The 25,750-nt window shown below is 74.7% G+C and carries 20 protein-coding genes and 1 pseudogene; 8 read left to right on the forward strand and 13 right to left on the reverse strand.

Going from position 1 to position 25,750, the window contains the following annotated elements; genetic code table 11:
- Window positions 1-43 precede the first annotated feature (43 nt).
- From sucB to AC07D6_RS02800, 4 genes are all read right to left on the reverse strand, one after another.
- The gene (gene sucB / locus AC07D6_RS02785; protein WP_479041387.1) at window positions 44-1,954 is read right to left on the reverse strand and encodes a 2-oxoglutarate dehydrogenase, E2 component, dihydrolipoamide succinyltransferase; all 1,911 of its coding nucleotides are present in this window, start codon (window positions 1,952-1,954) and stop codon (window positions 44-46) included.
- A 59-nt stretch (window positions 1,955-2,013) separates the two neighbouring features.
- Window positions 2,014-3,402, reverse strand: a complete 1,389-nt coding sequence (lpdA, locus tag AC07D6_RS02790) for a dihydrolipoyl dehydrogenase (RefSeq protein WP_315879579.1) — start codon at window positions 3,400-3,402, stop codon at window positions 2,014-2,016.
- Between the two features lie 304 nt (window positions 3,403-3,706).
- Window positions 3,707-5,227 carry a leucyl aminopeptidase gene (locus tag AC07D6_RS02795; protein WP_479041389.1) on the reverse strand — a complete coding sequence of 507 codons (1,521 nt, stop codon included), beginning with the start codon at window positions 5,225-5,227 and terminating at the stop codon, window positions 3,707-3,709.
- Window positions 5,228-5,884: 657 nt separating this feature from the next.
- The gene (locus AC07D6_RS02800; protein ID WP_479041391.1) at window positions 5,885-6,697 is read right to left on the reverse strand and encodes an adenosylcobinamide-GDP ribazoletransferase; all 813 of its coding nucleotides are present in this window, start codon (window positions 6,695-6,697) and stop codon (window positions 5,885-5,887) included.
- A 68-nt stretch (window positions 6,698-6,765) separates the two neighbouring features.
- Between AC07D6_RS02800 and AC07D6_RS02805 the strand changes: the two genes are divergently transcribed.
- Window positions 6,766-7,551, forward strand: a complete 786-nt coding sequence (locus AC07D6_RS02805; RefSeq protein WP_479041393.1) for a hypothetical protein — start codon at window positions 6,766-6,768, stop codon at window positions 7,549-7,551.
- On the opposite strand, the pseudogene AC07D6_RS02810 reads toward AC07D6_RS02805, so the two are convergent.
- The 3 genes and pseudogenes from AC07D6_RS02810 to AC07D6_RS02820 form a co-directional block, all read right to left on the reverse strand.
- A pseudogene (locus AC07D6_RS02810) lies at window positions 7,470-8,162 on the reverse strand (hypothetical protein); the annotation flags it as partial. The gene AC07D6_RS02805 and the pseudogene AC07D6_RS02810 sit on opposite strands and share 82 nt — an antisense overlap.
- A 217-nt stretch (window positions 8,163-8,379) precedes the next feature.
- Entirely contained in the window at window positions 8,380-9,471 is a 1,092-nt protein-coding gene (gene cobT / locus AC07D6_RS02815; RefSeq protein ID WP_479041395.1) for a nicotinate-nucleotide--dimethylbenzimidazole phosphoribosyltransferase, read from the reverse strand.
- A gap of 30 nt (window positions 9,472-9,501) precedes the next feature.
- The gene (locus AC07D6_RS02820) at window positions 9,502-10,701 is read right to left on the reverse strand and encodes a bifunctional adenosylcobinamide kinase/adenosylcobinamide-phosphate guanylyltransferase (RefSeq protein ID WP_479041397.1); all 1,200 of its coding nucleotides are present in this window, start codon (window positions 10,699-10,701) and stop codon (window positions 9,502-9,504) included.
- Window positions 10,702-10,792: 91 nt separating this feature from the next.
- Between AC07D6_RS02820 and AC07D6_RS02825 the strand changes: the two genes are divergently transcribed.
- Window positions 10,793-10,999: a hypothetical protein gene (locus AC07D6_RS02825; RefSeq protein ID WP_315879584.1), complete on the forward strand. Its 207-nt coding sequence runs from the start codon at window positions 10,793-10,795 to the stop codon at window positions 10,997-10,999.
- 43 nt (window positions 11,000-11,042) lie between these two features.
- Here the strand turns inward: AC07D6_RS02825 and AC07D6_RS02830 are convergent, their stop codons facing one another.
- The 4 genes from AC07D6_RS02830 to AC07D6_RS02845 all read right to left on the reverse strand — a co-directional run bounded on the left by AC07D6_RS02830 (window position 11,043) and on the right by AC07D6_RS02845 (window position 15,529).
- Window positions 11,043-12,152 (reverse strand): S1C family serine protease, encoded by a 1,110-nt coding sequence (locus AC07D6_RS02830; RefSeq protein WP_479041399.1) that lies wholly within the window; start codon window positions 12,150-12,152, stop codon window positions 11,043-11,045.
- A 102-nt stretch (window positions 12,153-12,254) separates the two neighbouring features.
- Entirely contained in the window at window positions 12,255-14,042 is a 1,788-nt protein-coding gene (locus AC07D6_RS02835) for an ABC transporter ATP-binding protein (protein ID WP_479041401.1), read from the reverse strand.
- 96 nt (window positions 14,043-14,138) lie between these two features.
- Window positions 14,139-14,873, reverse strand: a complete 735-nt coding sequence (locus AC07D6_RS02840) for a class I SAM-dependent methyltransferase (RefSeq protein ID WP_315879646.1) — start codon at window positions 14,871-14,873, stop codon at window positions 14,139-14,141.
- A gap of 59 nt (window positions 14,874-14,932) precedes the next feature.
- Window positions 14,933-15,529, reverse strand: a complete 597-nt coding sequence (locus tag AC07D6_RS02845) for a DUF3043 domain-containing protein (RefSeq protein ID WP_315879587.1) — start codon at window positions 15,527-15,529, stop codon at window positions 14,933-14,935.
- Between the two features lie 264 nt (window positions 15,530-15,793).
- On the opposite strand from AC07D6_RS02845, the gene AC07D6_RS02850 reads away from it, so the two are divergent.
- From AC07D6_RS02850 to AC07D6_RS02870, 5 genes are all read left to right on the forward strand, one after another.
- Window positions 15,794-16,594 carry a PspA/IM30 family protein gene (locus tag AC07D6_RS02850; protein WP_315879588.1) on the forward strand — a complete coding sequence of 267 codons (801 nt, stop codon included), beginning with the start codon at window positions 15,794-15,796 and terminating at the stop codon, window positions 16,592-16,594.
- Window positions 16,595-16,606: 12 nt separating this feature from the next.
- Window positions 16,607-16,894, forward strand: coding sequence for a PspA-associated protein PspAA (gene pspAA / locus AC07D6_RS02855; protein WP_315879589.1), 288 nt, complete (start codon window positions 16,607-16,609; stop codon window positions 16,892-16,894).
- 191 nt (window positions 16,895-17,085) lie between these two features.
- Window positions 17,086-18,321, forward strand: a complete 1,236-nt coding sequence (locus AC07D6_RS02860; RefSeq protein WP_479041404.1) for a sensor histidine kinase — start codon at window positions 17,086-17,088, stop codon at window positions 18,319-18,321.
- Window positions 18,318-19,025, forward strand: coding sequence for a response regulator (locus tag AC07D6_RS02865; RefSeq protein WP_315879591.1), 708 nt, complete (start codon window positions 18,318-18,320; stop codon window positions 19,023-19,025). The genes AC07D6_RS02860 and AC07D6_RS02865 overlap by 4 nt, the downstream gene beginning before the upstream one ends.
- A gap of 146 nt (window positions 19,026-19,171) precedes the next feature.
- Window positions 19,172-22,303 carry an efflux RND transporter permease subunit gene (locus AC07D6_RS02870; protein ID WP_479041407.1) on the forward strand — a complete coding sequence of 1,044 codons (3,132 nt, stop codon included), beginning with the start codon at window positions 19,172-19,174 and terminating at the stop codon, window positions 22,301-22,303.
- 80 nt (window positions 22,304-22,383) lie between these two features.
- Here AC07D6_RS02870 and nadA read toward each other — a convergent pair whose 3' ends face one another.
- Window positions 22,384-23,562: a quinolinate synthase NadA gene (gene nadA / locus AC07D6_RS02875; protein WP_315879593.1), complete on the reverse strand. Its 1,179-nt coding sequence runs from the start codon at window positions 23,560-23,562 to the stop codon at window positions 22,384-22,386.
- Window positions 23,563-23,806: 244 nt separating this feature from the next.
- Between nadA and AC07D6_RS02880 the strand changes: the two genes are divergently transcribed.
- On the forward strand, window positions 23,807-24,163 hold the full coding sequence (locus tag AC07D6_RS02880) for an iron-sulfur cluster assembly accessory protein (RefSeq protein WP_315879594.1): 357 nt from the start codon (window positions 23,807-23,809) through the stop codon (window positions 24,161-24,163).
- 126 nt (window positions 24,164-24,289) lie between these two features.
- Here AC07D6_RS02880 and AC07D6_RS02885 read toward each other — a convergent pair whose 3' ends face one another.
- Window positions 24,290-25,705: a hypothetical protein gene (locus AC07D6_RS02885; RefSeq protein ID WP_479041410.1), complete on the reverse strand. Its 1,416-nt coding sequence runs from the start codon at window positions 25,703-25,705 to the stop codon at window positions 24,290-24,292.
- Window positions 25,706-25,750 lie beyond the last annotated feature (45 nt).

The following is a 25,750-nucleotide window of genomic DNA, read 5'->3' on the forward strand; positions in this document are numbered from 1 at the left end:
CGGGCGGGGGCGCCGCGTTGGACGTACTGGCCGCCGATGGGGCCTACAGGCCGAGGTCGACCTCGAACTCGCCGGCCTCCAGGATCGCCTTGACGGCGCCCAGGTAGCGGGCGGCGTCCGCGCCGTCGACCAGGCGGTGGTCGTACGACAGCGTCAGGTACGTCATGTGGCGCACGGCGATCGTCTCGCCGAGCTCCGGGTGGTCGACGACGACCGGGCGCTTCACCGTGGCGCCGATGCCCAGGATGGCGACCTGGTTCGGCGGGACGATGATCGTGTCGAACAGCGCGCCGCGCGAGCCGGTGTTGCTGATGGTGAACGTCGCGCCGGCCAGCTCGTCCGGGGTGATCTTGCTGGCCCGGACCTTGGCGGCCAGGTCGGCCGTCGCCTTGGCGATGCCGGCGAGGTTCAGGTCGCCCGCGCCCTTGATGACCGGCGTCATCAGACCCTTCTCGGAGTCCACGGCGATGCCGATGTTCTCCGAGTCGAAGTACGTGATGGTGCCCTCGTCGTCGTTGATCCGGGCGTTGATGACCGGGTGGGCCTTCAGCGCCTGGGCCGCCGCCTTGACGAAGAACGGCATCGGGGAGAGCTTGACGCCCTCGCGGGCGGCGAAGGCGTCCTTCGCCCGGGCGCGCAGCCGCATCAGCTTGGTGATGTCGACCTCGACGACCGAGGACAGCTGGGCCTGGCCGTGCAGCGCCTTCATCATGTTGTCGCCGATGACCTTGCGCATGCGGGTCATCTTGACCGTCTGGCCGCGCAGCGGGGACGCCTCCGGCGCCGGCGCCTTGGCGGCCGGAGCCGCGGCGGGGGCCGGAGCGGCCGGGGCCTTGGCGGCCTCGGCGGCGGCGAGGACGTCCTGCTTGCGGATGCGGCCGCCGACGCCGGTGCCCTTGACGGACGCCAGGTCGACGCCGTGCTCGGCGGCGAGCTTGCGCACCAGCGGGGTCACGTACGCGCCCTCGTCCGTCGCCTGGGCGGCGGCGGGAGCGGCCGGGGCGGGCTGCGCCGGGGCGGCCGGAGCCGGAGCCGGAGCCGGAGCGGGCTGCGCCGGGGCGGCCTGGGCGGGAGCCGGGGCCGGGGCGGGAGCCGCCTCAGCGGGAGCCGGAGCCGGGGCCTGGGCGGGAGCCGCCGGAGCGGGGGCCGGGGCCGGGGCCTCAGCGGGAGCCGGAGCCGGGGCCTGGGCGGGAGCCGCCGGAGCGGGGGCCGGGGCCGGGGCCTCAGCGGGAGCCGGAGCCGGGGCCTCGGCGGGGGCCGGGGCGGCCTGGGCCGGGGCGGGAGCCGGAGCGGCACCGGCGGCGCCGATGACTCCCAGCTTGGCGCCGACCTCGGCGGTCTCGTCCTCACCGACGGTGATCTCCAGCAGCGTGCCGGAGGCCGGGGCGGGGATCTCGGTGTCGACCTTGTCGGTGGAGACCTCGAGCAGCGGCTCGTCGGCCTCGACCGACTCGCCGACCTGCTTCAGCCAGCGCGTGACGGTGCCCTCGGTCACCGACTCGCCCAGCGCGGGCAGGACGACCTCGGTGCCCTCGGCCGAACCACCGCCGGCGGCGGCCTCGGCGGTCGGGGCGGGAGCCGGGGCCTCCGCCTCGGGCGACGGGACGGCCTGCGGGGCCTGCGGGGCTTCCTGGGCCGGGGCCTGCGGAGCCTGCGGGGCCTCCTGGGCAGGAGCCTCGGCGGCGGCCGGGGCCGGGGCGGCGGCGGGGGCGCCCGTACCGTCGTCGATGACGGCCAGCTCGGCGCCGACCTCGACGGTCTCGTCCTCGGCGACCTTGATGGAGGACAGGACGCCGGAGGCGGGAGCGGGGATCTCGGTGTCGACCTTGTCGGTGGAGACCTCGAGCAGCGGCTCGTCGGCCTCGACGCGCTCGCCCTCGGCCTTCAGCCAGCGGGTGACGGTGCCCTCGGTGACGCTCTCGCCGAGCGCCGGCAGGGTTACGGAAACCGGCATGGTTTCACTTGCTCCTAACGAACTTGTGCGGTAAGTGGTCGCGCCCGGTGACTGGTACGTCAGTCGTGGGAGTGGAGGGGCTTGCCCGCGAGGGCCAGGTGAGCCTCGCCGAGCGCCTCGTTCTGCGTCGGGTGGGCGTGGATGAGCTGGGCCACCTCGGCCGGCAGGGCCTCCCAGTTGTAGATCAGCTGGGCTTCGCCGACCTGCTCGCCCATGCGGTCACCGACCATGTGGACGCCGACCACGGCACCGTCCTTGACCTGGACGAGCTTGATCTCGCCCGCGGTCTTGAGGATCTTGCTCTTGCCGTTGCCCGCGAGGTTGTACTTCAGCGCGACGACCTTGTCCGCGCCGTAGACCTCCTTGGCCTTGGCCTCGGTGATGCCCACGGAGGCGACCTCGGGGTGGCAGTACGTCACCCGCGGCACGCCGTCGTAGTCGATCGGGACCGGCTTCAGGCCGGCCAGCCGCTCCGCGACCAGGATGCCCTCGGCGAAGCCGACGTGCGCGAGCTGGAGGGTGGGGACGAGGTCGCCCACGGCCGAGATCGTCGGCACGTTGGTCCGCATGTACTCGTCGACCAGGACGTAGCCGCGGTCCATGGCGACGCCCTGCTCCTCGTAGCCCAGGCCCTGGGAGACCGGGCCGCGGCCGATCGCGACCAGCAGCACCTCGGCCTCGAAGGTCTTGCCGTCCGCCAGGGTGACCTTGACGCCGTTCTCGGTGTACTCGGCGCTCTGGAAGAACGTGCCGAGGTTGAACTTGATGCCGCGCTTGCGGAAGGCGCGCTCCAGGAGCTTCGAGCTGTTCTCGTCCTCGACCGGGACCAGGTGCTTCAGGCCCTCGATGATCGTGACGTCCGTGCCGAAGGACTTCCACGCGGAGGCGAACTCGACGCCGATGACACCGCCGCCGAGGATGATCGCGGACTCCGGGACGCGGTCCAGGGTCAGCGCGTGGTCCGAGGACAGGATGCGGTTGCCGTCGATCTCCAGGCCGGGCAGCGACTTCGGCACGGAACCCGTGGCGAGCAGGACGTGGCGGCCCTCGACGCGCTGGCCGTTCACGTCGACGGAGGTCGGGGAGGAGAGGCGGCCCTCGCCCTCGATGTACGTCACCTTGCGGGAGGCGACCAGACCCTGCAGGCCCTTGTACAGGCCCGCGATCACGTCGTCCTTGTACTTGTGGACACCCTTGATGTCGATGCCCTCGAAGGAGGTCTTGACACCGAACTGGTCCGCCTCGCGGGCCTGGTCGGCGATCTCACCGGCGTGGAGCAGGGCCTTGGTGGGGATGCAGCCGTTGTGCAGGCAGGTGCCGCCGAGCTTGTTCTTCTCGATGAGTGCGACGTCCAGGCCCAGCTGCGCACCTCGCAGGGCCGCGGCGTAACCGCCACTACCACCGCCGAGGATCACTAGGTCGAAAACGGTGCTGGCGTCGTTCGCCACGTCACGTCCTCCATGCATGTGCGCCGGTCGCCGGTCCTCGGGGACTGGCGGCGGCTGGTGTTCGGCCGCTGTCTCTTCGGCCCTGTGGTGGGGGCCCTGTCCTGCCGGGAACCCATCTTCGCACTTGTCGCGGGAGTGCGGGACGCGGGGCCGGTTCCTGAGACGCGCCGACGGGACGCGAACGGCCCCGGACGGGTGACGTCCGGGGCCGTTCGCCGGAGGCCGCCCGGGGCGGCCGCGACGCGGGGTCCCTTCGCTGCCGGCCCACCCCTGGGCCGGCAGCCCTCCCCGGGACCGGCCGGCGTCAGCCCAGGTCGCCCTCCGCGGCGCGCTCCGCCAGCCGCACCAGGGTGCGCACCGCCGAACCGGTGCCGCCCTTCGGGGTGTAGCCGTACGGGGCGGCCTCGTTGAAGGCCGGACCGGCGATGTCCAGGTGCGCCCAGGTGATGCCCTCGCCGACGAACTCCTTCAGGAACAGGCCGGCCACCAGGCCGCCGCCCATGCGCTCGCCCATGTTGGCGATGTCGGCGGTGGGGGAGTCCATGCCCTTGCGCAGCTCCGCCGGGAGCGGCATCGGCCAGGACTGCTCGCCGACCTCCTCGGCGATCTCGTGGATCGCGGTGCGGAACGCGTCGTCGTTCGCCATGATGCCGAACGTGCGGTTGCCGAGCGCGAGGACCATCGCGCCGGTCAGGGTCGCCACGTCGACGATCGCGTCCGGGTTCTCCTCCGAGGCGCGGGTGAGCGCGTCGGCCAGCACCAGGCGGCCCTCGGCGTCGGTGTTCAGCACCTCGACGGTCTTGCCGCTGTACATGCGCAGCACGTCACCCGGGCGGACGGCCGAGCCGGACGGCATGTTCTCGGCGAGCGCCAGCCAGCCGGTGACGTTGACCGGCAGGCCGAGCCGGGCCACGGCCACGACCGCGGCGAACACGGCGGCGGCGCCGCTCATGTCGCACTTCATGGTCTCGTTGTGGCCGGCCGGCTTCAGGGAGATGCCGCCCGAGTCGTACGTGATGCCCTTGCCGACCAGGGCGAGGGTCTTCTCCGCGTCCGGGTGGGTGTAGGCGAGCCGCACCAGGCGCGGCGGGTTCTGCGAACCGGCGCCGACGCCGAGGATGCCGCCGTAACCGCCCTTGGCGAGCGCCTTCTCGTCGAGCACCTGGACCTTGACGCGGTTCTCCTTGCCCGCCGCGGCGACGACGGCGGCGAACGCCTCGGGGGTCAGGTCGTTCGGCGGGGTGTTGATCAGGTCGCGGGCGCGGTTGACCTCCTCGGCCACCGCGAGCGCGCGCTCCGCGGCGGCCTTGGCCGCCTTGTCGCGCGGCTTGGCACCGAGCAGGACGACCTCGGCGAGCGGGCCCTTGGCGTCCTTGCCCCGCTCCTGGTAGGCGGTGAAGGCGTACGCGCCGAGCAGCGCGCCCTCCGCGACGGCCGACACGTCCTCCGTCGCCTCGACGGGCAGGGCGAAGCCGGCCTTCTTGACACCGGTCAGGGCGCGGGCGGCCGAGCCGGCGGCGCGGCGCAGCGCCTCGGCGTCGTACGCCTCGTCCTTCTCGGGCGCCCGGCCGAGGCCGACGGCGAGGACGAGCGGCGCCTTCAGGCCGCCGGCGGACGGCACCTTGGTCACCTCGCCCTCGGCACCCGACGCGCCGAGGGTCTCCAGGACGGCGGCGAGCTTCCCGTCGAACGCCGAGTCCACGGCCTCGGCGCCCGGGGCGACGACGAGCCCCTTGCCGCCGTCCGCCGCCTTGGCGACACCGACCACGAGGGCGTCGGCGCGCAGCGTCGCGGCACCGGCGGTGCTGAGAGTGAGAGCAGTCACGGTGGTGAAATCTCGCTTCCGTTGAGTTCTTTGGCGGTCGAGGGGTGGGCCGACCGTGCCCGCCGCATGGTAGATCGGCCCGCGGGCGCGGCGGGCACGAGCCTACGCGCGCGTAGGGGCTTCGCTCACGAGGGCGGCCGTTCACCCGTGCGGGGGCCTCCCTGCCATGGTGCGCGGAGCGGCCCGCGGGAGCCGCGTCGGGCTCCCGCGTTCGGGCGAGCCGCCCGCGCACCCGTGCGCGCCGTCCCCGAGGGCCCTTGCGGCGCGGGCCCGCCGCGCGGGAGCACCCGCGGGGGGAGGGGTGGGGGAGCAACACCCGCGCGCCGCCGCGCAGTCGGGGCGCGGCGCACCCGTGACCCCCGCGCGGGAGCACCCCGCGGCAGCCGTTCACCGCGCTCGACAAGGTCTGCCGTGACCCCCGCGCGGGAGCACCCCGCGATGCCGGCCAGGACGTGCCGGACACGGACCTGCCCCTCGCCCGGGGCACCCCGCCGGGGTGAACCGGTCCGGGTGCGCGAGCGGCCCGGCCCCCGCGCCGATCCCGTCCGACCGACGGCCCGATCCCGTCCGACCGACGGCCCGATCCCGTCTGACCGACGGCCCGGCCCCCGGGCGCACGGGAAGGCGCGACAGAGGCTTCGCCCTGTTGAGCGTCCGTCAGCCCAGGGTCAGGGCCACCAGGGCGGCGGTCGCCGCCGTCTCCGCGACCGCACCGAACACGTCCCCCGTCACCCCGCCGAACCTGCGCACGCACCGGCGCAGCAGCAACTCCGCCGCGCCCAGCGCGACCAGCGCGCCCAGCGCGTGGCGCAGCGCTCCGTACGCCCCGGCGGGCGCCCCGGACAGCGCCCCGGCGCCCGCGCACGCGCCCACCACCAGCACGCCCGCCACCAGCGCGGCGCGCGCCGGCACGGTGCCCGCGACCACCGCGCCCAGCCCCTCGGGGCGGGCCGCCGGTACGCCGGTGCGGGAGGCGAGGGTGAGCGCGAGCCGGGCGACGGTACCGGCGAGGACCGCCGCGACGGCACCGCGCGCCCATCCCCCGTCGTACAGCCGGTGGAGCGCCGCCACCTGGGCGAGCAGCACGAGGAGCAGCGTGACGACGCCGAACGGCCCGATGTCCGACCGCTTCATGATCCGCAGCGCGTCCTCGGCCGGCTTGCCGCTGCCGAGTCCGTCGGCCGTGTCGGCGAGCCCGTCCAGGTGGAGCCCCCGGGTGAGCACGGCGGGCACGGCCGCCGAGGCGACGGCGGCGAGCAGCGGGCCCGCGCCGAGCAGCAGGAGCACCGTGCCGGCCGTTGCCGCGCAGAGGCCGACGACCAGCCCGGCGACGGGCGCGCACAGCATGCCGGAGCGGGCGGCGTCCCGGTCCCAGCGCGCGACCCGGGCGGGCAGGACGGTGAGCGTGCCGAAGGCGAAGCGCAGGCCGTGGAGGCGCGGGAGGGCGTCGGTGGTCGTCACCGCGCGCACACTAGTCGCCGCCGGACGCGCCCCCGCCCGGTAGATTACGCATAACGCCTGATTACGGACGAGGTGGCATGGGTCACTGGTTCACCCGCGACATCGTCGAGCCGGGCAAGCTGCCGCTGCTCCTGGCGCTGTCCTCCTTCGTGCTGACGTTCCTGGTCACCCGGACCGTCACCCGGCTCATCCGCGCCGGCCGGGGCCCCTTCCGGAACGTCACCACCGGCGGCGTCCACGTCCACCACGTGGTCCCCGGCGTCGTCCTCACCCTGATCGGCGGCTTCGGCTCGGTCGGCGCGCGGGGGGACGTGGCCGCCGCCGTCTGCGCGCTGGTCTTCGGGGTGGGCGCCGGGCTGGTCCTCGACGAGTTCGCCCTGATCCTCCACCTCGCCGACGTGTACTGGACCGAGCAGGGCCGCAAGAGCGTGGAGGCGGTCGTCCTCACCGCCGCGCTCGTCGCCCTCGTCCTGGGCGGCTCCTCGCCGTTCGGCGTGGACTCCCTGACGCCGGAGGAGCGGCGGGACCGGGCGCAGGTCTTCGTCACGGCCGGGACGAACCTGCTCTTCGTGGTCGTCGCCCTGCTGAAGGGCAAGTTCCGCATGGCCGTCATCGGGGCGCTCGTGCCGTTCGTCGCCGTCGTCGGCGCCCTGCGGCTGGCCCGCCCCGACTCGCCCTGGGCGCGGCGCGCCTACCGCAACCGGCCGCGCGCCCGGGCCAGGGCCGGACTGCGGGCCCACCGCTACGACCGGCGCTGGGCGCGGTTCACCCGCCGCTTCCACGAACTGGTCGGCGGCTTCCCCGCCCGCGTGCCGCCCCCGCCCGGCGGGGACGGCGACCCGCCCGCGGGCCCCGGCCCCTGACGCGAGCGCCGACGCCACGCCGACACCCCGTACGCGGCCACGGCCGCCGCGAGGGCCGCCAGGTGCTCCTTGCCGGCCAGGTTCGGCTTGACGACCACCTCGACGACCATGGCGACGATCACCAGCCACCCCGTCAGCCACGCCCGGTACCGCCAGCACACGAACACCGCCAGCCCCACCACGGCCGCCGACGGGCCCGTGTCCACCACCTCCGCGTCCGAGGCGGGCAGCCCCAGCAGCGGCGTCCCCGGGCCCAGCGCGACGCCGAGCCGCGCGTACGCCGTCCCGGCCAGCGTCGCCGCGTACGCGACGGTCAGCGTCCGCGCCCGGCCCAGGCAGGTCTCCGCGATCCCGAACACGACCAGGACCTGCGCCAGCGCCCCCCACACCGGCAGGTCGAGCGCCGGTACGAACAGCGACAGCGGCGTCCGCAGCAGCGCCGCCCACACCGGGTCCTCGGCCCGCACCGCCCCGATCGCCCGCACCGGCCCGTACCCCCACGGCTGGTTCTGCACCAGGTGGAACAGCGCCGTCAGGCACACCGCGCCCAGCGTCAGCGGGACGGCCCGCCACCCGCGCCCGGCCGGAGCCGCCCGGACGGCCCCGGCCAGCGGCCCCCACTCGCGGCGCGCGAACCGCCGTACGGCCGGACCCGCCCGGCGGCCCCCGGCCGCGGCGTCGGCGCGGGGCGCGCGGCGGCGCCGCGGCAGGGCTGTTCGTTCGGTGGTCAACCGGATCTCCCCAGGAAACGTGGTCGAAGGGGGTGCCGCGTGCCACGCCGGACGCCGGTGCGGCCCCGCCCGCGGGGGAGGGGCCGCACCGGAGACGTCAGTTCGAGCCGCCCTCCCCGCGCGCGTCCTTCGGCCCCGGCTGGTCGGGCCGCTCCGGCAGCTCCGCCGCGAGCGCCGCGGCGGCCTGGACGAGGGGCAGGGCGAGCAGCGCCCCGGTTCCTTCACCCACGGTGACGCCGTGGTCGAGCAGCGGGTTGAGCGCCATCCGGTCCAGCGCCTTCGCCTGCGCCGGCTCCCCGCTCGCCTGCCCCGCCAGCCACCAGTCGGGCGCCCGGAACGCGGCCCGCTGCCCGACCAGCGCGCACGCCGCCGACACGACGCCGTCCAGGATCACCGGCATCCGCCGCACGGCCGCCTGGAGCAGGAACCCGGTCGTCGCCGCGACGTCCGCGCCGCCCACCGTCGCCAGCAGCTCCAACTGGTCGCCCAGCACCGGCCGCGCCCGGCGCAGCGCGTCGCGGACCGCCGCGCACTTGCGCATCCACGCCAGGTCGTCGATGCCCGCGCCGCCGCGCCCGGTCACCACGGACGCGTCCGTCCCGCAGAGCGCGGCGATCAGCGTGGCCGCCACCGTGGTCCCGCCGACGCTCAGGTCGCCCAGCACCACCAGGTCGGTGCCCGAGTCGGCCTCCTCGTCGGCGATCGCCATGCCGAGCCGCACCGCCCGCTCGGCCTCCTCCGCCGTGAGGGCGTCCTCGACGTCGATGCGCCCGCTGCCGCGCCGCACCCGGTGCCGTACGACCTCCTCCGGCAGCAGTTCCGGGTCGCAGTCCAGACCCGCGTCGACGATCCGCACCGGCACCCCGGCGCGCCGCGCCAGCACGGCCACCGGGCCGGACCCGTCCAGCACCGCCCGTACCAGCGCGTACGCCGTCCCCGCGGCGCGCCCCGACACGTCGAGCGCGGCCACGCCGTGGTCCCCGGCGAACAGCACGGCCTTCGGCCGCTCCACCGGCCGCACGGGCACGGCGCCCTGCGCGGCGGCGAGCCACTCGCCGAGCTCGTCCAGACGGCCGAGCGCGCCGGGCGGGACGGCCAGCCGCTCCCGGCGTTCCTCGGCGTCCCTGCGGATTCCGCTGTCCGGGCGCTCGATCAGTTCGGAGAAGTCGTCGAGATTCAGCCTGCTCATTCGCGGAACAGTACCGGGCCCGGGAGACGGTCAGCCGCGCAGGACGAGAACCTGCCCCGACACCGCGAGCAACACCTGCTCGCACTCGTCCGCGACGGCCGCGTTCAGCCGCCCCAGCTCGTCCCGGAAGCGCCGCCCGGCCGCCGTCGCCGGCACGACGCCGGAGCCCACCTCGTTGGTGACGGCGACGACCGTGCGGGACGTGGCGCGGACGGCGGCGACCAGTTCGTCGACCCGCTCCCGCAGCGCCTTCTCGCCCGTACGGGCCCACGTCTCGTCGTCCCAGGCGCCGACCCGGTCCATGGCGTCGGTCAGCCACAGCGACAGGCAGTCGACCAGCAGGGGAGGCCCGTCCGCCGCCAGCAGTCCGGCCACCTCGCAGGTCTCCTCGGTGCGCCAGGAACCGGGCCGCCGCTCCCGGTGCGCGCCCACCCGGGCCGCCCACTCCGCGTCGCCGTCCCGGCCGCCGCCCGTCGCCACGTACACCACGTCCGGGTACGCCTCCAGGCGCCGCTCCGCCTCCAGGGACTTCCCCGACCGGGCGCCCCCGGTGACCAGCGTGCGGCGGGGCGGCGACGGGACCTCCCGGTACGCGCCGACCGTGAGCGTCGTCCCGTCCGGTACGGCCCGGGCGCCGGCCGCGGCGAGCCGCCGGTCCAGCTCCGGGCCGGGCGGCACGCCGTGGTCCAGGTGCACGGCCAGCACGTCGGTGTCCCGGCCCACCGCGCCGGCCGCCCGCAGCCGGGCCAGCGCGTCCGGCCGCCCGGTCACGTCGGCGGCGAGCAGGTCGTACGGGCGTCGCGGCGCGGCCGGCCCGGCGGGGGCGCAGCCCGGCGGCAGGTACAGCAGCCGCGCCCCCTCCGGGGACGTCACCTCGTACCCGGTGCCGGGCGCGTCCATCGGCACGGCCCGGACGCGGTGCCCGCTGATCAGCGCCAGCTCCCGCCCGTCCGGGACGCGGCCCGCGGGCGGCAGCCCGGCGGGCAGCTCCACGGGCGGGCCGTCGTGCGGGTGCGTCAGCAGCACCTGCCGCACGCCCGTGAGGGTGTGCCCCGCGCGGGCGGCGGCCAGGGCGGCGCCCGGGGTGAGGTCGAGCAGCAGCACGCCGTCCACGAGCAGCGAGGTCGCGGAGCGCGCGTACGGGCCGCGGGCGGTGGCGCACGCGGCGCAGGGGCAGCCGGGGCGGGGGAGGCCGGTCGGGGCCCCGGTGCCGAGCAGAGTCAGTTCCACGTACCCGATCCTCCCGCGGGCCCCGCGCGGCTGCGCGCCCGGCTACGCTGCGGGCAGGAACCAGCACAGGTGCAGGACGCGGGAGGCGCGCATGGCGTGGACGTGGCGGTTCGAGAAGTCCGACGGCACGGAGGTGGAGCCGGCGGTGACGCCGGAGGAGTTCACCACGCAGGGGGACGCGGAGTCCTGGATCGGCGAGACGTGGCGCGACCTGCTGGAGGGCGGCGCGGACCAGGTGACGCTCTTCGAGGACGGCACCAGGATCTACGGCCCCATGCCGTTGAACGCCGAGTCCTGACCCTGCCGGCGGGCCCGCGGCGTCCCGCGGCGGGCCCGCGGCGTCACATCTCGCCCAGGGTCACCCGCGCCGTCCGCGCGCGCCCCTCGCGCACGTACCGCACGGTCACCTTCTGCCCCGGCTTCAGCGAGGCCAGCGCCTCCAGCAGCGACGTGATCGTCGTGATCTCCTTGTCCTCCACCCGGGTGATGGTGTCCCCCACCCGCAGCCCCGCCCCCTGCGCCGCCCCGCCCTCCAGGACGCGCTCCACCGCGACCCCCGCCGGGCGGTACTCGTCGTCGAGGACCGTGCGCCCGGAGATCCCCAGCGCCGCCCGCCCGGAGTCCCGCACGCTCCCGAACTTCACGATCTGGTCCGCGACCGTCCGCACCATCGACACGGGGATGGCGAAGCCGATCCCGGGCGCCGAGCCCCCGCCGCCCTCGGGGTCGACCGCCGCGAGGGTCGGGATGCCGACGACCTCGCTGTTCAGGTTGACCAGCGCGCCCCCGCTGTTGCCGGGGTTGATCGGCGCGGAGGTCTGCACCATGTTGCCGATCGTCGCGCCCGTCCCCCCGCCGGACTGGCCCTCGCTGACGGTGCGGCCGATCGCGGAGACGATGCCCTGGGTGACGCTGCCGGACAGCCCCAGCGGCGACCCCATGGCGAGGACGATCTGCCCGACCTCCACCTTCGCCGAGTCGCCGAACCGGGCCGGGCGCACCCCCGCGGGCGGGGGGCCGTCCAGTTTGACGACGGCGAGGTCCTGGTCCGGGTAGCTGGAGATGAGCCGCGCCGCGAGGGGCTGCTCCTGCGTGGCGACCGTGACGCGGAAGCTGCGGGCGGAGCCGACGACGTGGGCGTTGGTCACGATGTGGCCCTCGTCGTCGTAGACGACCCCCGAGCCCAGGCTCTCGCCCGCCTCGATGGTGACGACCGACGGCAGCACGTTCTTGATCACGGCCTGGTACTCGCTCTGCAGGTCGCCCGCCTGCCGCTGTGCCGGCGCCGGCGCCTGCGTCCGCGCCTGCGCCGTGCCCGTCACGCGCGGCCCGGCCGCAGCGGGCCCGGCGGGCGGCAGGGCGGTGGTGCAGCCGCCCAGCAGGGCGACCGCGCTCACTCCGGCGACGAGGGGCAACGACAGCGCGCGCACACGCGGCAGCAGGAGGTCCATGTCCGGAGTATCCCTTTCATCCCTCCGTCCCTGCCCGTGCAGCGCATCCGATCAGGGGGCGGAACGGTGCCCCCGCTGCCCCCGGCCCCGTTTCGTTCCCCGCTACCCCCGCGTCGCCAGGAACTGCGTCGCCGCCAGCTCCGCGTACAGCGGATCGCCGGCCACCAGCTCCGCGTGCGTGCCCACCGCCCGGACCCGTCCCGCGTCCATCACCACGATCCGGTCCGCCAGCGTCACCGTCGACAGCCGGTGCGCCACCACCAGGACGGTCACCTCCCGCGCCACCTCCGCGACGACGTCCCGCAGCGCCATCTCGTTGACCGCGTCCAGCTGCGACGTCGCCTCGTCGAGCAGCAGCAGCCGGGGCCTGCGCAGCAGCGCCCGGGCGACGGCGACGCGCTGGCGCTCCCCGCCGGACAGCTTCGAGCCGCGGTGCCCGACGACGGTGTCCAGCCCGTCCGGCAGCCGCTCCACGAGCGCGTCCAGCCGCGTCCGCACGAGCACCTCCCGGACCTCCTCCTCCGTCGCGCCGGGCGCGGCGAACACGAGGTTCTCGCGGAGCGTCCCCGCCAGGACCGGCGCGTCCTGCTCGACGTACCCGATGGCGCCCCGCAGCGCGGCGACCGGCCAGTCCCGCACGTCCCGGCCGTCGACGAGGACCCGCCCGCCGGTCGCCTCGTAGAACCGCTCGACGAGCCCGAACACGGTCGTCTTGCCCGCGCCGGACGGCCCGACGAACGCGGTCATGCCGGGCCCGGGCACCTCGAACGACACCCCGTGGTGCACGTACGGCAGGTCGTCCCGGTACCGGAAGGCGACGTCCTCGAAGACGACCGACGCCGGCCCGTCCCCGCCCACCGCGACGGCCCCGGCCCCCTGCTCCGGGTCCTCGGCGGCCAGCCGCTCCGCCTCCTCGATCCGGGCGATCGCCGCCGACCCCACCTGGTACTGCGTCACCGCCTCGACCAACTGCGACACCGGCTCGATCAGGTAGAAGAGGTACAGCAGGAACGCGATCAGCTCGGCGACGGTGATCGCCCCCGACGCGACCCGCGCCCCGCCGATGCCCAGCACGGCCAGGAACGACACCTGCACCGCGAGCCCCACCGACGACCCGGCGAGCGCCTGCCACCCCGCGGCCCTCACCCCGTGCCGCCACGCGTCGTGCGCCGCCTCCTCCACGACCGCCGTCTCCCGCGCCTCGGCGCCCGACGCCTTCACCGTGCGGAACGCCCCGAACGCCCGCTCCAGGCGGCTGGATATCTCCCCGACCGCCGCCTGCGACCGGCGCGTCGCCTCCGCGATCCTCGGCATGGCCAACGCGAACGCCCCGCCGATCAGCACGATCACGCCGAGCGTCACGCCGAGCAGCACGGCGTCCATCATCAGCATCATCACGAGCGTGGCGAGGAACCCGAGCCCGCCGGTCGCCGCCGAGACGACCGACCGCGTCGTCACCGCCCGCAGCAGCGTCGTGTCCGAGGTGATCCGCGCCATCAGGTCGCCGGGCTGGGTCCGCTCCACCTCCACCAGCCGCAGCCGCAGCAGCCGCCCGATGAGGGAGTGGCGGGCGGCCAGCACCACCGACTCGGCGGTGCGCTCCAGGACGTACGAGCCGACCGCCGAGACCGCCGTCCCGGCGACCACCAGCGCGGTCAGGCCCAGCAGGACGCCCGTGATCGGCTCGTCCCGGCCGAGCCGGTCCACCAGGGTCTTCGCGGCGAGCGGCTGCGCCAGCCCGGTCACGGTGCCGACCAGCGCCAGCAGCGCGCCGAGGGCGACGGCCGCGCGGTGCGGCCGGAAGTGCCGGTACAGCGCCCGCCACGTCTCGCGGGCGGGCAGGCGGGGCGTCACGGCCCCGGGGTCGATTGCGCCTTCACCAGTACTCACACCGACGAGGACGCGGAAGTCCCGCGCGCACCTGCCTGCCGGGCGCGACGGATTCCGCCCGGCCGGGCGCGGGGCCGGCCACGGGTCCGGGCGGGGTCAGCCGCGGACGCCGCACAGGTGCAGCAGCGCCGCCACCGCGCGGTACGGGTCGGTGCGGCCCGCCCGGTCCTCGGCGGCCAGCAGCCGCTCCAGCTCCTGCGCCGCGGGCAGGCCCTCGTCCGTGGGCACCGCGTCGGTGAAGACCCGCACGCCGTACCACGCCTGCAGCGGCGCCGCGATCCCGGCGAGCGTGGCCGTCAGCGTCTCCAGGCGGTCGGCGCGCGTCGGCACCCCGAAGTCGCTCACGCAGGTGTCCGAGTCGAACGCGGCCAGGGCGGCCGACCAGTCCCCGGCCAGCCCCGGCCGCATGGCCAGCGCGTCCGCGTTCCGTACGACCAGGGACAGCAGACCGCCGGGCGCCAGCATCCGGGCCAGCCCGGCCAGCATGGCGTCGGGCTCGTCCACGTACATCAGGACGCCGTGGCACAGCACGACGTCGAAGCTGCCCGGCAGGAAGTGCACGCCGGTCTCCCGGCCGTCGCCCTGGATCAGCCGGAACCGCTCGCGGATGCCGGCCGGCTCGGTCGCCAGCGCCTCACGGGCGACCCTCAACATCTCGGGGTCGGACTCCAGGCCGGTCACCGTGTGCCCGGCCCGGGCCAGCCGCAGCGCCTGCGTGCCCTGGCCCATGCCGACGTCGAGTATGCGCAGCCGCTGACCCACCGGGTAGCGGGCGCCTATCTGCTCGTCCAGTTGGCGCGCGACGAGCTCCTGGCGGACGGTGTCGCGCAGTCCGCCGAGCCCGTCCAGCCATTCCGCCGCCGCGCCCCCGCTTCCGGAGACCGTGGTGCTCAGGGCCGCTCTCCCCGTTTGACCTGCGGCTTCGGCAGCCGCAGCCGGCGCATCTGGAGCGAGCGCATCAGGGCGTACGCGACGGCGCCGCGCTTCGGCTCGTTCGGGAAGCGCTGCTTGAGCTGCTTCTTCAGGCGGAACGCCAACCCGATCGAGTCGAGGATGATCAGCACGATCACGCCCAGCCACAGCAGCGTGGCGATCGTCTGCATCTGGCCGATCTGGATCACCGACAGGACCAGGATCACCAGCGCCAGCGGCAGGAACATCTCGGCGACGAAGAACCGCGAGTCGACGAAGTCCCGCACGAAGCGGCGGACCGGCCCGCGGTCGCGGGCGGGCAGGAAGCGCTCGTCGCCCGAGGCCAGCGCCTCGCGCTGGCGGGCCAGGTCTGCGCGGCGGGCCTCGCGCTGGCGGCGCATCGCCTCCTTGCGGTCGAGCGTCGGCGTCACCGCGCGGCGGCGCTGGGTCTGGGCCTCGCTCCGCTTCGGGGTGGGGCGGCCCTTGGGGGCCTGCGGGTCGCGGGGCTGCTTGGAGAGGTCCGCCGTCACCTTGCCGGTGGGGGCCTTCTCATCCTTCGAACGGCTACGGAACACAAATCCCAAGGGTACGGGGTGCCGCGCATGGACCCCACCCCGGTGGGGAACGATCCGGCAACGGCCCGCGTCCCGCGGCCGGCTCCCCGGGGCGGACGCCCCGGCGGCCATCTACTCCCTGGGCCGGAGACGGGCCGTCAGCAGTCGTCCTTGGGGAGGAGCGCATCGGCGCCCGAACAGTGCGGTAATGGAGACAGGGCCCGTACTGTGGGTTCTGTCGGAGTGCTGCAGCCGAAGTCGGTCAGAAGGGGGCGCGCGAAGCCCATGAGCGGTGTGATGAAGCGTATGGGGATGATCTTCCGCGCGAAGGCGAACAAGGCCCTGGACCGGGCCGAGGACCCGCGCGAGACCCTCGATTACTCGTACCAGAAGCAGCTGGAGCTGCTCCAGAAGGTCCGCCGCGGCGTGGCGGACGTGGCCACCTCCCGCAAGCGCCTCGAACTCCAGCTGAACCAGCTGCAGAACCAGTCCGCCAAGCTGGAGGACCAGGGCCGCAAGGCGCTGGCGCTCGGCCGCGAGGACCTCGCCCGCGAGGCGCTGTCCCGGCGCGCGGCGCTGCAGCAGCAGGTGACCGACCTGGAGACGCAGCACCAGACCCTCCAGGGCGAGGAGGAGAAGCTGACGCTCGCCGCGCAGCGGCTCCAGGCCAAGGTCGACGCCTTCCGCACGAAGAAGGAGACCATCAAGGCCACGTACACGGCGGCGCAGGCCCAGACCCGCATCGCCGAGTCCTTCTCCGGCATTTCGGAGGAGATGAGCGACGTGGGCGTCGCCATCCAGCGCGCCGAGGACAAGACCGCGCAGCTCCAGGCCCGCGCCGGCGCCATCGACGAGCTCCTCGCCTCCGGCGCCCTCGACGACCAGTCCGGCCTCGCGAAGGACGACATCCAGGCCGAGCTGGACCGCCTGTCGGGCGGAACGGACGTGGAGCTGGAGCTCCAGCGCATGAAGGCCGAGCTGGCGGGCGGCACGGCCGCGCAGCAGGCGATCGAGGGCGGCGACGCCACGCCGCAGGCCCAGGAACAGGACCGGCAGGCGTCGCGGCCGAGGTTCGACAAGCAGTAAGGACGGCGCGTCATGATCGTGAGGATCATGGGGGAGGGCCAGGTGAGGCTGGCCGAGGGCCACTTCGCCGAACTGGACGGGCTCGACGACGAGCTGCTCGCCGAGATGGAGACCGGTGACGGCGCCGGTTTCCGCCGGACCCTGCACGCCCTCCTGGAGCGCGTCCGCGAGCTGGGTGACCCGCTCCCGGACGACTCCCTGGAGCCCTCCGACCTCATCCTCCCGTCCCCGGACGCCACCCTGGAGGACGTGCGCTCCCTCCTCTCCGACTCCGACGAGGGCCTGATCCCCCCGCTGTAGCGCTGCTGTAGCGCTCCCCTCCGGCCGCGGCCCCGGTGGCGGCGGCCCCGGCCCGGCACCCGACCCGGTGCCCGCCCGGCACCCGACCTGGCACCCGCCCGGCGCCCGGCCCGGTGCCGGGCGCCGGGCGGGCCGTCCGGGCGCCGCTCCGCCGGGCCGGCCGGGCAGCCGGGCGGGGCTACCCTCTCGGTATGCCGGCACAAGGAAACGCCTTCACCCGCTGCCGCGACCGGCTGCGCGCGCACCCCCTCGCCTTCGACGCCCTCCTGGCCGCGGCCGTCCTCGGGGCCATGGTCCTGGGGTCCTTCGTCGACCCGCACGGCGACGGCACGGGCCCCACCTTCGGCACCCGCGCCCCCCGCCCCACCGGCGTCCTGCTGATGGCCGTCGGCGCCGCCGCCCTCGTGGCGAGGCGCCGCGCGCCCCTGCGGGCCCTCGCGGCCACCGGCGCGGCCACGGTCGTGGAGTTCGTCGCCGGAGACCCGCCCGCACCGGTCTCGATGAGCGCCGTCGTCGCCCTGTACACCGTCGCCTCCCGCACCGACCGCCCCACCACCTGGCGCGTGGGCCTGGCGACGATGACGGTCCTGACGGCCGCCGCCATGTTCTTCGGCTCCTCCCCCTGGTACGCCCAGCAGAACCTGGGCGTCTTCGCCTGGACGGGCATGGCCGCCGCCGCGGGCGACGCGGTCCGCAGCCGCCGCGCGTTCGTCGACGCCATCCGGGAGCGCGCCGAGCGCGCCGAGCGCACCCGGGAGGAGGAGGCCCGCCGCCGCGTCGCCGAGGAGCGCCTGCGCATCGCCCGCGACCTCCACGACGTGGTCGCCCACCACATCGCCCTCGTCAACGTCCAGGCCGGTGTCGCCGCGCACGTCATGGACCGCCGCCCCGACCAGGCCAAGGAGGCCCTGGCGCACGTGCGGGAGGCCAGCCGTTCCGCGCTGGACGAGCTGCGCGCCACGGTCGGCCTGCTCCGCCAGTCCGGCGACCCGGAGGCCCCCACCGAGCCCGCGCCGGGCCTGGCCGTCCTCGACGACCTGCTGGACACGTTCCGCCACGCCGGCCTCCCCGTGCGGCTGGCCCGCACCGACCACGGCACGCACCTGCCCGCGGCCGTCGACCTCGCCGCGTACCGGATCATCCAGGAGGCGCTCACCAACGTCCGCAAGCACGCCGGCGCGTCCGCCACCGCGGAGGTGAGCGTCCTGCGCGTCGGCCGGACCATCGAGGTCACCGTCCTCGACGACGGCGGCGGCCCCGCCCCCGCGCCGGCGGGCACGGCCGGCGGGCACGGCCTGGTCGGCATGCGCGAGCGGGCCGCCGCCCTCGGCGGCGCCCTCACCACGGGCCCCCGCTACGGGGGCGGCTTCCGCGTGCAGGCGATACTGCCCCTCACCACTCGCTCTGGGGAGGACCGGGCCACATGACGACGACCGAACCGATCAAGGTGCTGCTCGCCGACGACCAGGCCCTGCTCCGCAGCGCGTTCCGGGTGCTGGTCGAGTCGGAGCCGGACATGCGGGTCGTCGGGGAGGCGTCGGACGGCGCCGAGGCGGTCGCCCTGACCCGCTCGGCCTCGCCGGACGTGGTCCTGATGGACATCCGCATGCCCGGTACGGACGGCCTCGCCGCCACCCGCGAGATCACCGCCGATCCGGCCCTCGGCCACGTCCACGTGGTGATGCTGACGACGTTCGAGGTCGACGAGTACGTCGTGCAGTCGCTGCGCGCCGGCGCCTGCGGCTTCCTCGGCAAGGGCGCCGAACCGGACGAGCTGCTGAGCGCCATCCGGGTCGCCGCCGCCGGGGACGCCCTGCTGTCGCCCGCCGCCACCAAGGGCCTGATCGCCACGTTCCTCGCCCAGAGCGGGAACGGCGGCTCCGGGCCGCGCCCCGGCGGCCCCGGCGCGCACGCCGAGCGGCTCGCCGGGCTGACGGGCCGTGAGCGGGAGGTCCTCGTCCACGTCGCCGCCGGGCTCTCCAACGACGAGATCGCCGAGCGCCTGCGGGTCAGCCCGCTCACCGTCAAGACCCATGTGAACCGGGCCATGGCGAAGCTCGGCGCCCGCGACCGCGCCCAGCTCGTCGTCATCGCGTACGAGTCGGGGCTGGTACGCCCGAGGGTGGACTGAGGCACCGCCCCGCGTACTCCGTACGCGGTACGCGCCGCGCCAGGAATGGACCTGGGGGCGAGAAAACGCCCGCCTCCGATGGCGGAAGGTGTGGAGGACCGGACCACCACGCCGAGCCACACCGCGGAAGAGAGACTCAAGACGCCATGTCCTGGCTGTCCAGATTCAGCCTCGCCCAACGGGCCCTGATAGGCCTGATGTCGATCATCGCGATCGTCTTCGGCACGATCGCGATACCCCAGCTCAAGCAGCAGCTCCTGCCGTCCATCGAACTCCCCATGGTCTCGGTCATCGCGCCGTACCAGGGGGCCTCGCCCGACGTGGTCGAGAAGCAGGTCGTCGAGCCCGTCGAGAACGCCCTCGACGCCGTCGACGGCATCAAGGGCGTCACCTCCACGGCCAGCGAGGGCAACGCCCTGATCATGGCCACCTTCGACTACGGCGACGAGTCCACCAAGCAGCTCGTCGCCGACGTCCAGCAGGCCGTCAACCGCGCCCGCCCCCTGCTGCCGGAGGGGGTCGACCCGCAGGTGGTCGCCGGTTCGACGGACGACATCCCGACCGTCGTCCTCGCCGCCTCGTCCACCGGCAAGGACCAGCAGGCCCTCGCCGACCTGCTGGAGCGGACCGTCGTCCCCGCCCTGGAGGACATCGACGGGGTCGGCCAGGTCTCCGTCAGCGGCGTCCAGGACGTCCAGGTCTCCGTCACGCCCGACGACCGGAAGCTCGCCGCGGCCGGCCTGGCGGTCCCGCAGCTCGCGGACGCGCTCAGGGCGGGCGGCGCGACCGTCCCCGCGGGCTCGTTCGCGGAAGGGGGCAAGAGCCGCACCGTGCAGGTCGGCGGCGGCTTCACCTCGCTGGAGCAGATCGAGGAGCTCCGCATCCCGCCGGCCGCCCCGGGCAAGGGCAAGGCGGTCCGCCTCGGCGACGTCGCCACCGTCGAGCAGGAGGAGTCCGCCCGGACCTCCCTGACCCGGACCAACGGCAGGCCGAGCCTCGCCGTGATGGCGACCATGGACCAGGACGGCAGCGCCGTCGCCATCTCCGAGGCCGTCGAGGAGAAGCTGCCGGAGCTGCGGCGCGACCTGGGCGCGGGCGCCGAGCTGACCGTCGTCTCCGACCAGGGCCCGGCCGTCGCCAAGTCGATCTCAGGCCTCACCACGGAGGGCGCGCTCGGCCTGGTCTTCGCGGTCCTCGTCATCCTGGTGTTCCTGGCGTCGATCCGGTCGACGCTGGTGACGGCGGTGTCCATCCCGCTGTCCGTCGTCCTCGCGCTGCTCGTGCTGTGGAGCCGCGACCTGTCGCTGAACATGCTGACGCTGGGCGCGCTGACCATCGCCATCGGCCGGGTCGTCGACGACTCGATCGTCGTCCTGGAGAACATCAAGCGGCACCTGGGGTACGGCGAGGAGCGGCAGGCGGCGATCCTCACGGCCGTGCGCGAGGTGGCGGGCGCCGTCACGTCGTCGACGCTCACCACCGTCGCCGTGTTCCTGCCGATCGGCCTGGTCGGCGGCATGGTGGGCGAGCTGTTCGGATCGTTCTCGCTGACCGTCACGGCGGCCCTGTTGGCGTCGCTGCTCGTGTCGCTGACCGTGGTGCCGGTCCTGTCGTACTGGTTCCTGCGCGCCCCCAAGGGCACGTCGGAGGACCCGGAGGAGGCGCGCCGCGCCGCCGAGGAGAAGGAGGCCCGCAGCCGCCTCCAGCGGATGTACGTGCCGGTGCTGCGGTTCGCGACGCGCCGCCGCCTCACCAGCGTGGCCATCGCGGTCGTCGTCCTGCTCGGCACGTTCGGCATGGCGCCGCTGCTGAAGACGAACTTCTTTGACCAGGGCGAGCAGGCCGTGCTGTCGGTGAAGCAGAAGCTGCCGCCGGGCACCAGCCTGGACGCGATGGACGCGGCGGCGAAGAAGGTCGAGAAGGTCCTGGCGTCGGCCGACGGGGTCGAGGACTACCAGGTGACGGTCGGCTCGTCCGGCTTCATGGCCGCGTTCGGCGGCGGCACGGGCGCCAACCAGGCGTCGTACCAGGTGAAGCTGGCGGAGTCGGCGTCGTCCGAGGAGGTCCACGACCGGATCGACGAGGAGTTGGGCCGGCTCGACGGCATCGGCGACACGACCATCGCCGCCGGCGACGGCTTCGCCAACCAGGACCTGAGCGTCGTCGTCAAGGCGTCCGACGCGAAGACCCTGCGCGAGGCGTCCGAGGCGGTACGGGCGGAGGTGGCGGAGCTGGACGACGTCACCGACGTCCAGAGCGACCTGGCGCAGTCGGTGCCGCGGATCTCGGTCCGGGCCACCGCGAAGGCGGCGGACGCCGGGTTCGGCGACGCGGCGCTCGGCATGGCCGTCGCCCAGGCGGTCCGCGGCACCCCGGCCGGCAAGGCGGTCCTGAACGACACCGAGCGGGACGTGGTGATCACGTCGGCCGACCCGGCCCGTACGCTCGCCGAGCTGCGGCAGCTTCCGCTCGGCCCGGTCAAGCTGGGTGACATCGCCGACGTACGGCTGGTTCCCGGGCCGGTCTCGATGACCCGGATCGACGGCTCGCGGGCCGCGACGATCACGGCGAAGCCGACCGGCGACAACACGGGCGCGGTGAGCGCCGAACTCCAGACGAAGATCAACGCCCTGGACCTGCCGGACGGCGCGACCGCGTCCATCGGCGGCGTCTCGGAGGACCAGGAGGAGGCGTTCGCCAACCTGGGCCTGGCCATGCTCGCGGCCATCGCGATCGTCTTCCTGCTGCTGGTGGCGACGTTCCGCAGCCTGGTCCAGCCGCTGATCCTGCTGGTCTCCGTCCCGTTCGCGGCGACGGGCGCGATCGGCCTGCTGATCGTCACGGGCACGGCGATGGGCGTCCCGGCGATGATCGGCCTGCTGATGCTGATCGGCATCGTGGTGACGAACGCGATCGTGCTGATCGACCTGATCAACCAGTACCGGGCGCAGGGCCTCGGCGTGGTCGAGGCGGTCGTCGAGGGCGGTCGCCACCGCCTCCGCCCGATCCTGATGACGGCGCTGGCCACGATCTGCGCCCTGGTCCCGATGGCCCTCGGCATCACGGGCGAGGGCGGCTTCATCGCCCAGCCCCTGGCGGTCGTGGTGATCGGCGGCCTGATCACCTCGACGCTCCTGACGCTGCTCCTGGTGCCCACGCTGTACGCGATGGTGGAGCTCCGCAAGGAGCGCCGGGCCGCCAGGCGCGCGGCGAAGAAGGCGGACGGGGCCGGGGCCCCGCCCGGGACCGCCGAACCGGAGACGGCCGGCACCAGGTAGGGCCCCCGCGCGAGCGGCACGTACGAGAGGGGCGCCCCCCGCACCGGGGGGCGCCCCTCAGACGTGTGCGCGCCGCGCGGTCACGGGAGCGCCAGCATCCGCTCCAGCGCCAGTTTGGCGAAGCTCTCCGTCTCGCGGTCGACCTGGATCCGGTTGACCAGGTTGCCCTCGGCGAGCGACTCCAGCGCCCACACCAGGTGCGGCAGGTCGATCCGGTTCATGGTGGAGCAGAAGCAGACGGTCCGGTCGAGGAAGACGATCTCCTTGCCCTCGTCCGCGAACCGGTTCGCGAGCCGCCGCACCAGGTTCAGCTCCGTGCCGATGGCCCACTTCGACCCGGCGGGCGCCGCCTCCAGGGTCTTGATGATGTACTCGGTCGACCCCACGTGGTCGGCGGCGGCGACGACCTCGTGCCGGCACTCCGGGTGCACCAGCACGTTGACACCGGGGATGCGCTCGCGGACCTCGTTGACCGAGTCCAGCGAGAACCGGCCGTGCACGGAGCAGTGGCCGCGCCACAGGATCATCTTCGCGTCGCGCAGCTCCTCGGCGGTCAGCCCGCCGTTCGGCTTGTGCGGGTTGTAGACGACGCAGTCGTCGAGGGACATGCCCAGGTCGCGGACGGCGGTGTTGCGGCCCAGGTGCTGGTCGGGCAGGAAGAGGACCTTCTCGCCCTGCTCGAAGGCCCAGTTCAGGGCACGCTCGGCGTTGGACGAGGTGCAGATCGTGCCGCCGTGCTTGCCGGTGAACGCCTTGATGTCGGCGGAGGAGTTCATGTACGAGACCGGCACGGTCACGTCCGCGACGCCCGCCTCCGTCAGCACGTCCCAGCACTCGGCGACCTGCTCGGCGGTGGCCATGTCGGCCATGGAGCAGCCCGCGGCCAGGTCCGGCAGGACGACCTTCTGGTCGTCGCCGGTCAGGATGTCCGCCGACTCGGCCATGAAGTGCACGCCGCAGAAGACGATGTACTCCGCCTCGGGCCGGGCGGCCGCGTCACGGGCGAGCTTGAAGGAGTCGCCCGTGACGTCCGCGAACTGGATGACCTCGTCACGCTGGTAGTGGTGGCCGAGGACGAAGACCTTGTCCCCGAGCTTCGCCTTGGCGGCGCGGGCGCGTTCCACCAGGTCCGGGTCGGACGGCGAGGGGAGGTCGCCGGGGCACTCGACGCCCCGCTCGCTCTTGGGGTCGGCCTCGCGGCCGAGCAGCAGCAGGGCGAGCGGCGTCGGCTGGACATCCAGGGGCTGGGCGGTGGTCACGTCACGCACCCTTTCTACTGAGCCTTTTCGTCTAATTGACGCTATCTATCATAACCGGTTCACGTCACGTTGACGATGTCCATAGTGTCGATGTGACGAATTCGCTCTCCACGGCTCGGTGCTTGCGCGCGCGGCGGTGTGCGAGCATGAAGGAGAAGGACCGGGCGCGGCCCGGAATGAATCGGCGACCCCGCCGGTTGGAACCGTCGGCAAGCAGTCTCCGAACAACCCGGGAGAGAAGCAGATGTCCGTATCGGACGAGAAGACCACTGTCAGTGACGGCATCATCCTCACGGACGCCGCCGCGGCCAAGGTCAAGGCCCTGCTCGACCAGGAAGGCCGCGACGACCTGGCGCTCCGCGTCGCCGTTCAGCCGGGTGGCTGCTCCGGCCTGCGCTACCAGCTCTTCTTCGACGAGCGCTCGCTCGACGGTGACGTCGTCAAGGACTTCGGCGGCGTCAAGGTCGTCACCGACCGCATGAGCGCCCCGTACCTCGGTGGCGCCTCCATCGACTTCGTCGACACGATCGAGAAGCAGGGCTTCACGATCGACAACCCGAACGCCACGGGCTCCTGCGCCTGCGGCGACTCCTTCAGCTGACCCGCCGGCGAGTTCCTCGCCCGTGACGCGGGCGGCGGCCCCCGGACCTCCCGGTCCGGGGGCCGCCGCGTCACCGCGTCACCGCGTCACCGCGTCACCGCGTCACCGCGTCACCGCGTCACCGCGTCACCATGTCGCGCCCTTCTGTCGGGGCAGCGGCTTGCCGGTCACGGCGCTCACCACGGCACGGTCACCGACCGGTTCCTCCAGGACGACCGTCGCGCTCACCGACAGCGCGATCGAAGGGCACGCCCCCGCCCCGTCCGGGATCTCGAACAGCCGCAGCCGCACCTGCGTGGTGGTCTCCTCCGCCCGTACCAGGTACGAACTGCACGCCCCGCCGCCGAACGACAGCCGCAGCCGCCGGTCCTGCGGCGCGTACGGCTTGACGTACGGCTCCGACCACATCGCCTCCGGCTTCTCCGGCTTCGGGAACAGCCGCTCCAGCGGCACCGCCGGGTAGTCGAACCGGTGGGGCTTTCCGTCCCGCTCCCCCTCGAACAGCCAGGACGGGGCCAGCGTCTCCCCGGTCTTCCCCGTCACCCCCGACAGCCCGAGCGTGACCGTGCGGATGGTGGTCACGGACTCCTTCTCGGCCTTCGGGAGGTCCGTCCTCGGCTCGCACGGCCCGCTCGGGTCCGCCCCGGCCCGCTCCTTCGCCGCCCCGGTCCCGTCCAGCGGGGCGGGCGTCGCGCAGTCGCCCGTGCCGCCCCTCGGCCACATCGCCCGGACGGTCTCGTTCAGCTCCCGAAGCGCCTGCCCGGCGCTGATCACCGGGTACGTCCCCCCTCGTACGAACGCGGCCAGCCGCCCCTCCGCGTAGGTCACGCCCTCGCCGTCGTCCACGGTGAAGACCGTCTCCCAGTCCCGGGTCGGCAGCCCGTCGACCCGGGGAGCGGCGGTCACCAGGCGGTCCGCCCCGCTGGTGGCCAAGGTCACGTCGGCGTCCGCGAGGCCGAGCGCCTTCATCAGGGGTGCGGCGGCCCGCCGCGCCTCCTCGTCGCTCACCGGCCTGTCGGTCGGGTCGGCCTTGCACCGCTTGCCGCGGGGGCAGTTGTCGGTGAGCGGTCCCTGCGCCTCGTACCGCCACTCGCCCCTCTCGTACACGTCGAGCGAGTGCCCCAGCCCCTCGCTGTGCCGGGGGCCGACGCGCCATCCGACGGGGCCCTTCACCGGCGTGCCGGGGACGTTCAGTGCCTTCGCCAGCCGGGCCACGTCCGCCTCCGTGACCTTCACCCGCATCCGGTAGGCGTGCGCCGTCTCCGGCGCCTTCGGCAGCGTGCCCACCAGGCGGTACGGGTCGTCGCCGCCCGGGTCCGGCTCGCCCGGCGCGACGCCCGGGGACGTGCCGCCGGGGGAGGGCGACAGGGCGGGCCCTGTGCCGCGTCCCTCCGCCGGGGCCGCGGCCGTGCCGCCGCCCGACCGGTCCACCGCCAGGTACGTTCCGCCCCCCGCCGCCAGCACCGCCGCCACCAGGGCGACGGCGAACGGCCGCCGCCTGCGGCCGGGGCCCGTGTCCGTGCTGTTCTCCGTCTCGCTCACCGCAACGCTCCTTCGTCGGTCCACGTCATCACTCGCACCCCCGCC

Source organism: Streptomyces sp. NPDC045287, from assembly GCF_056432325.1.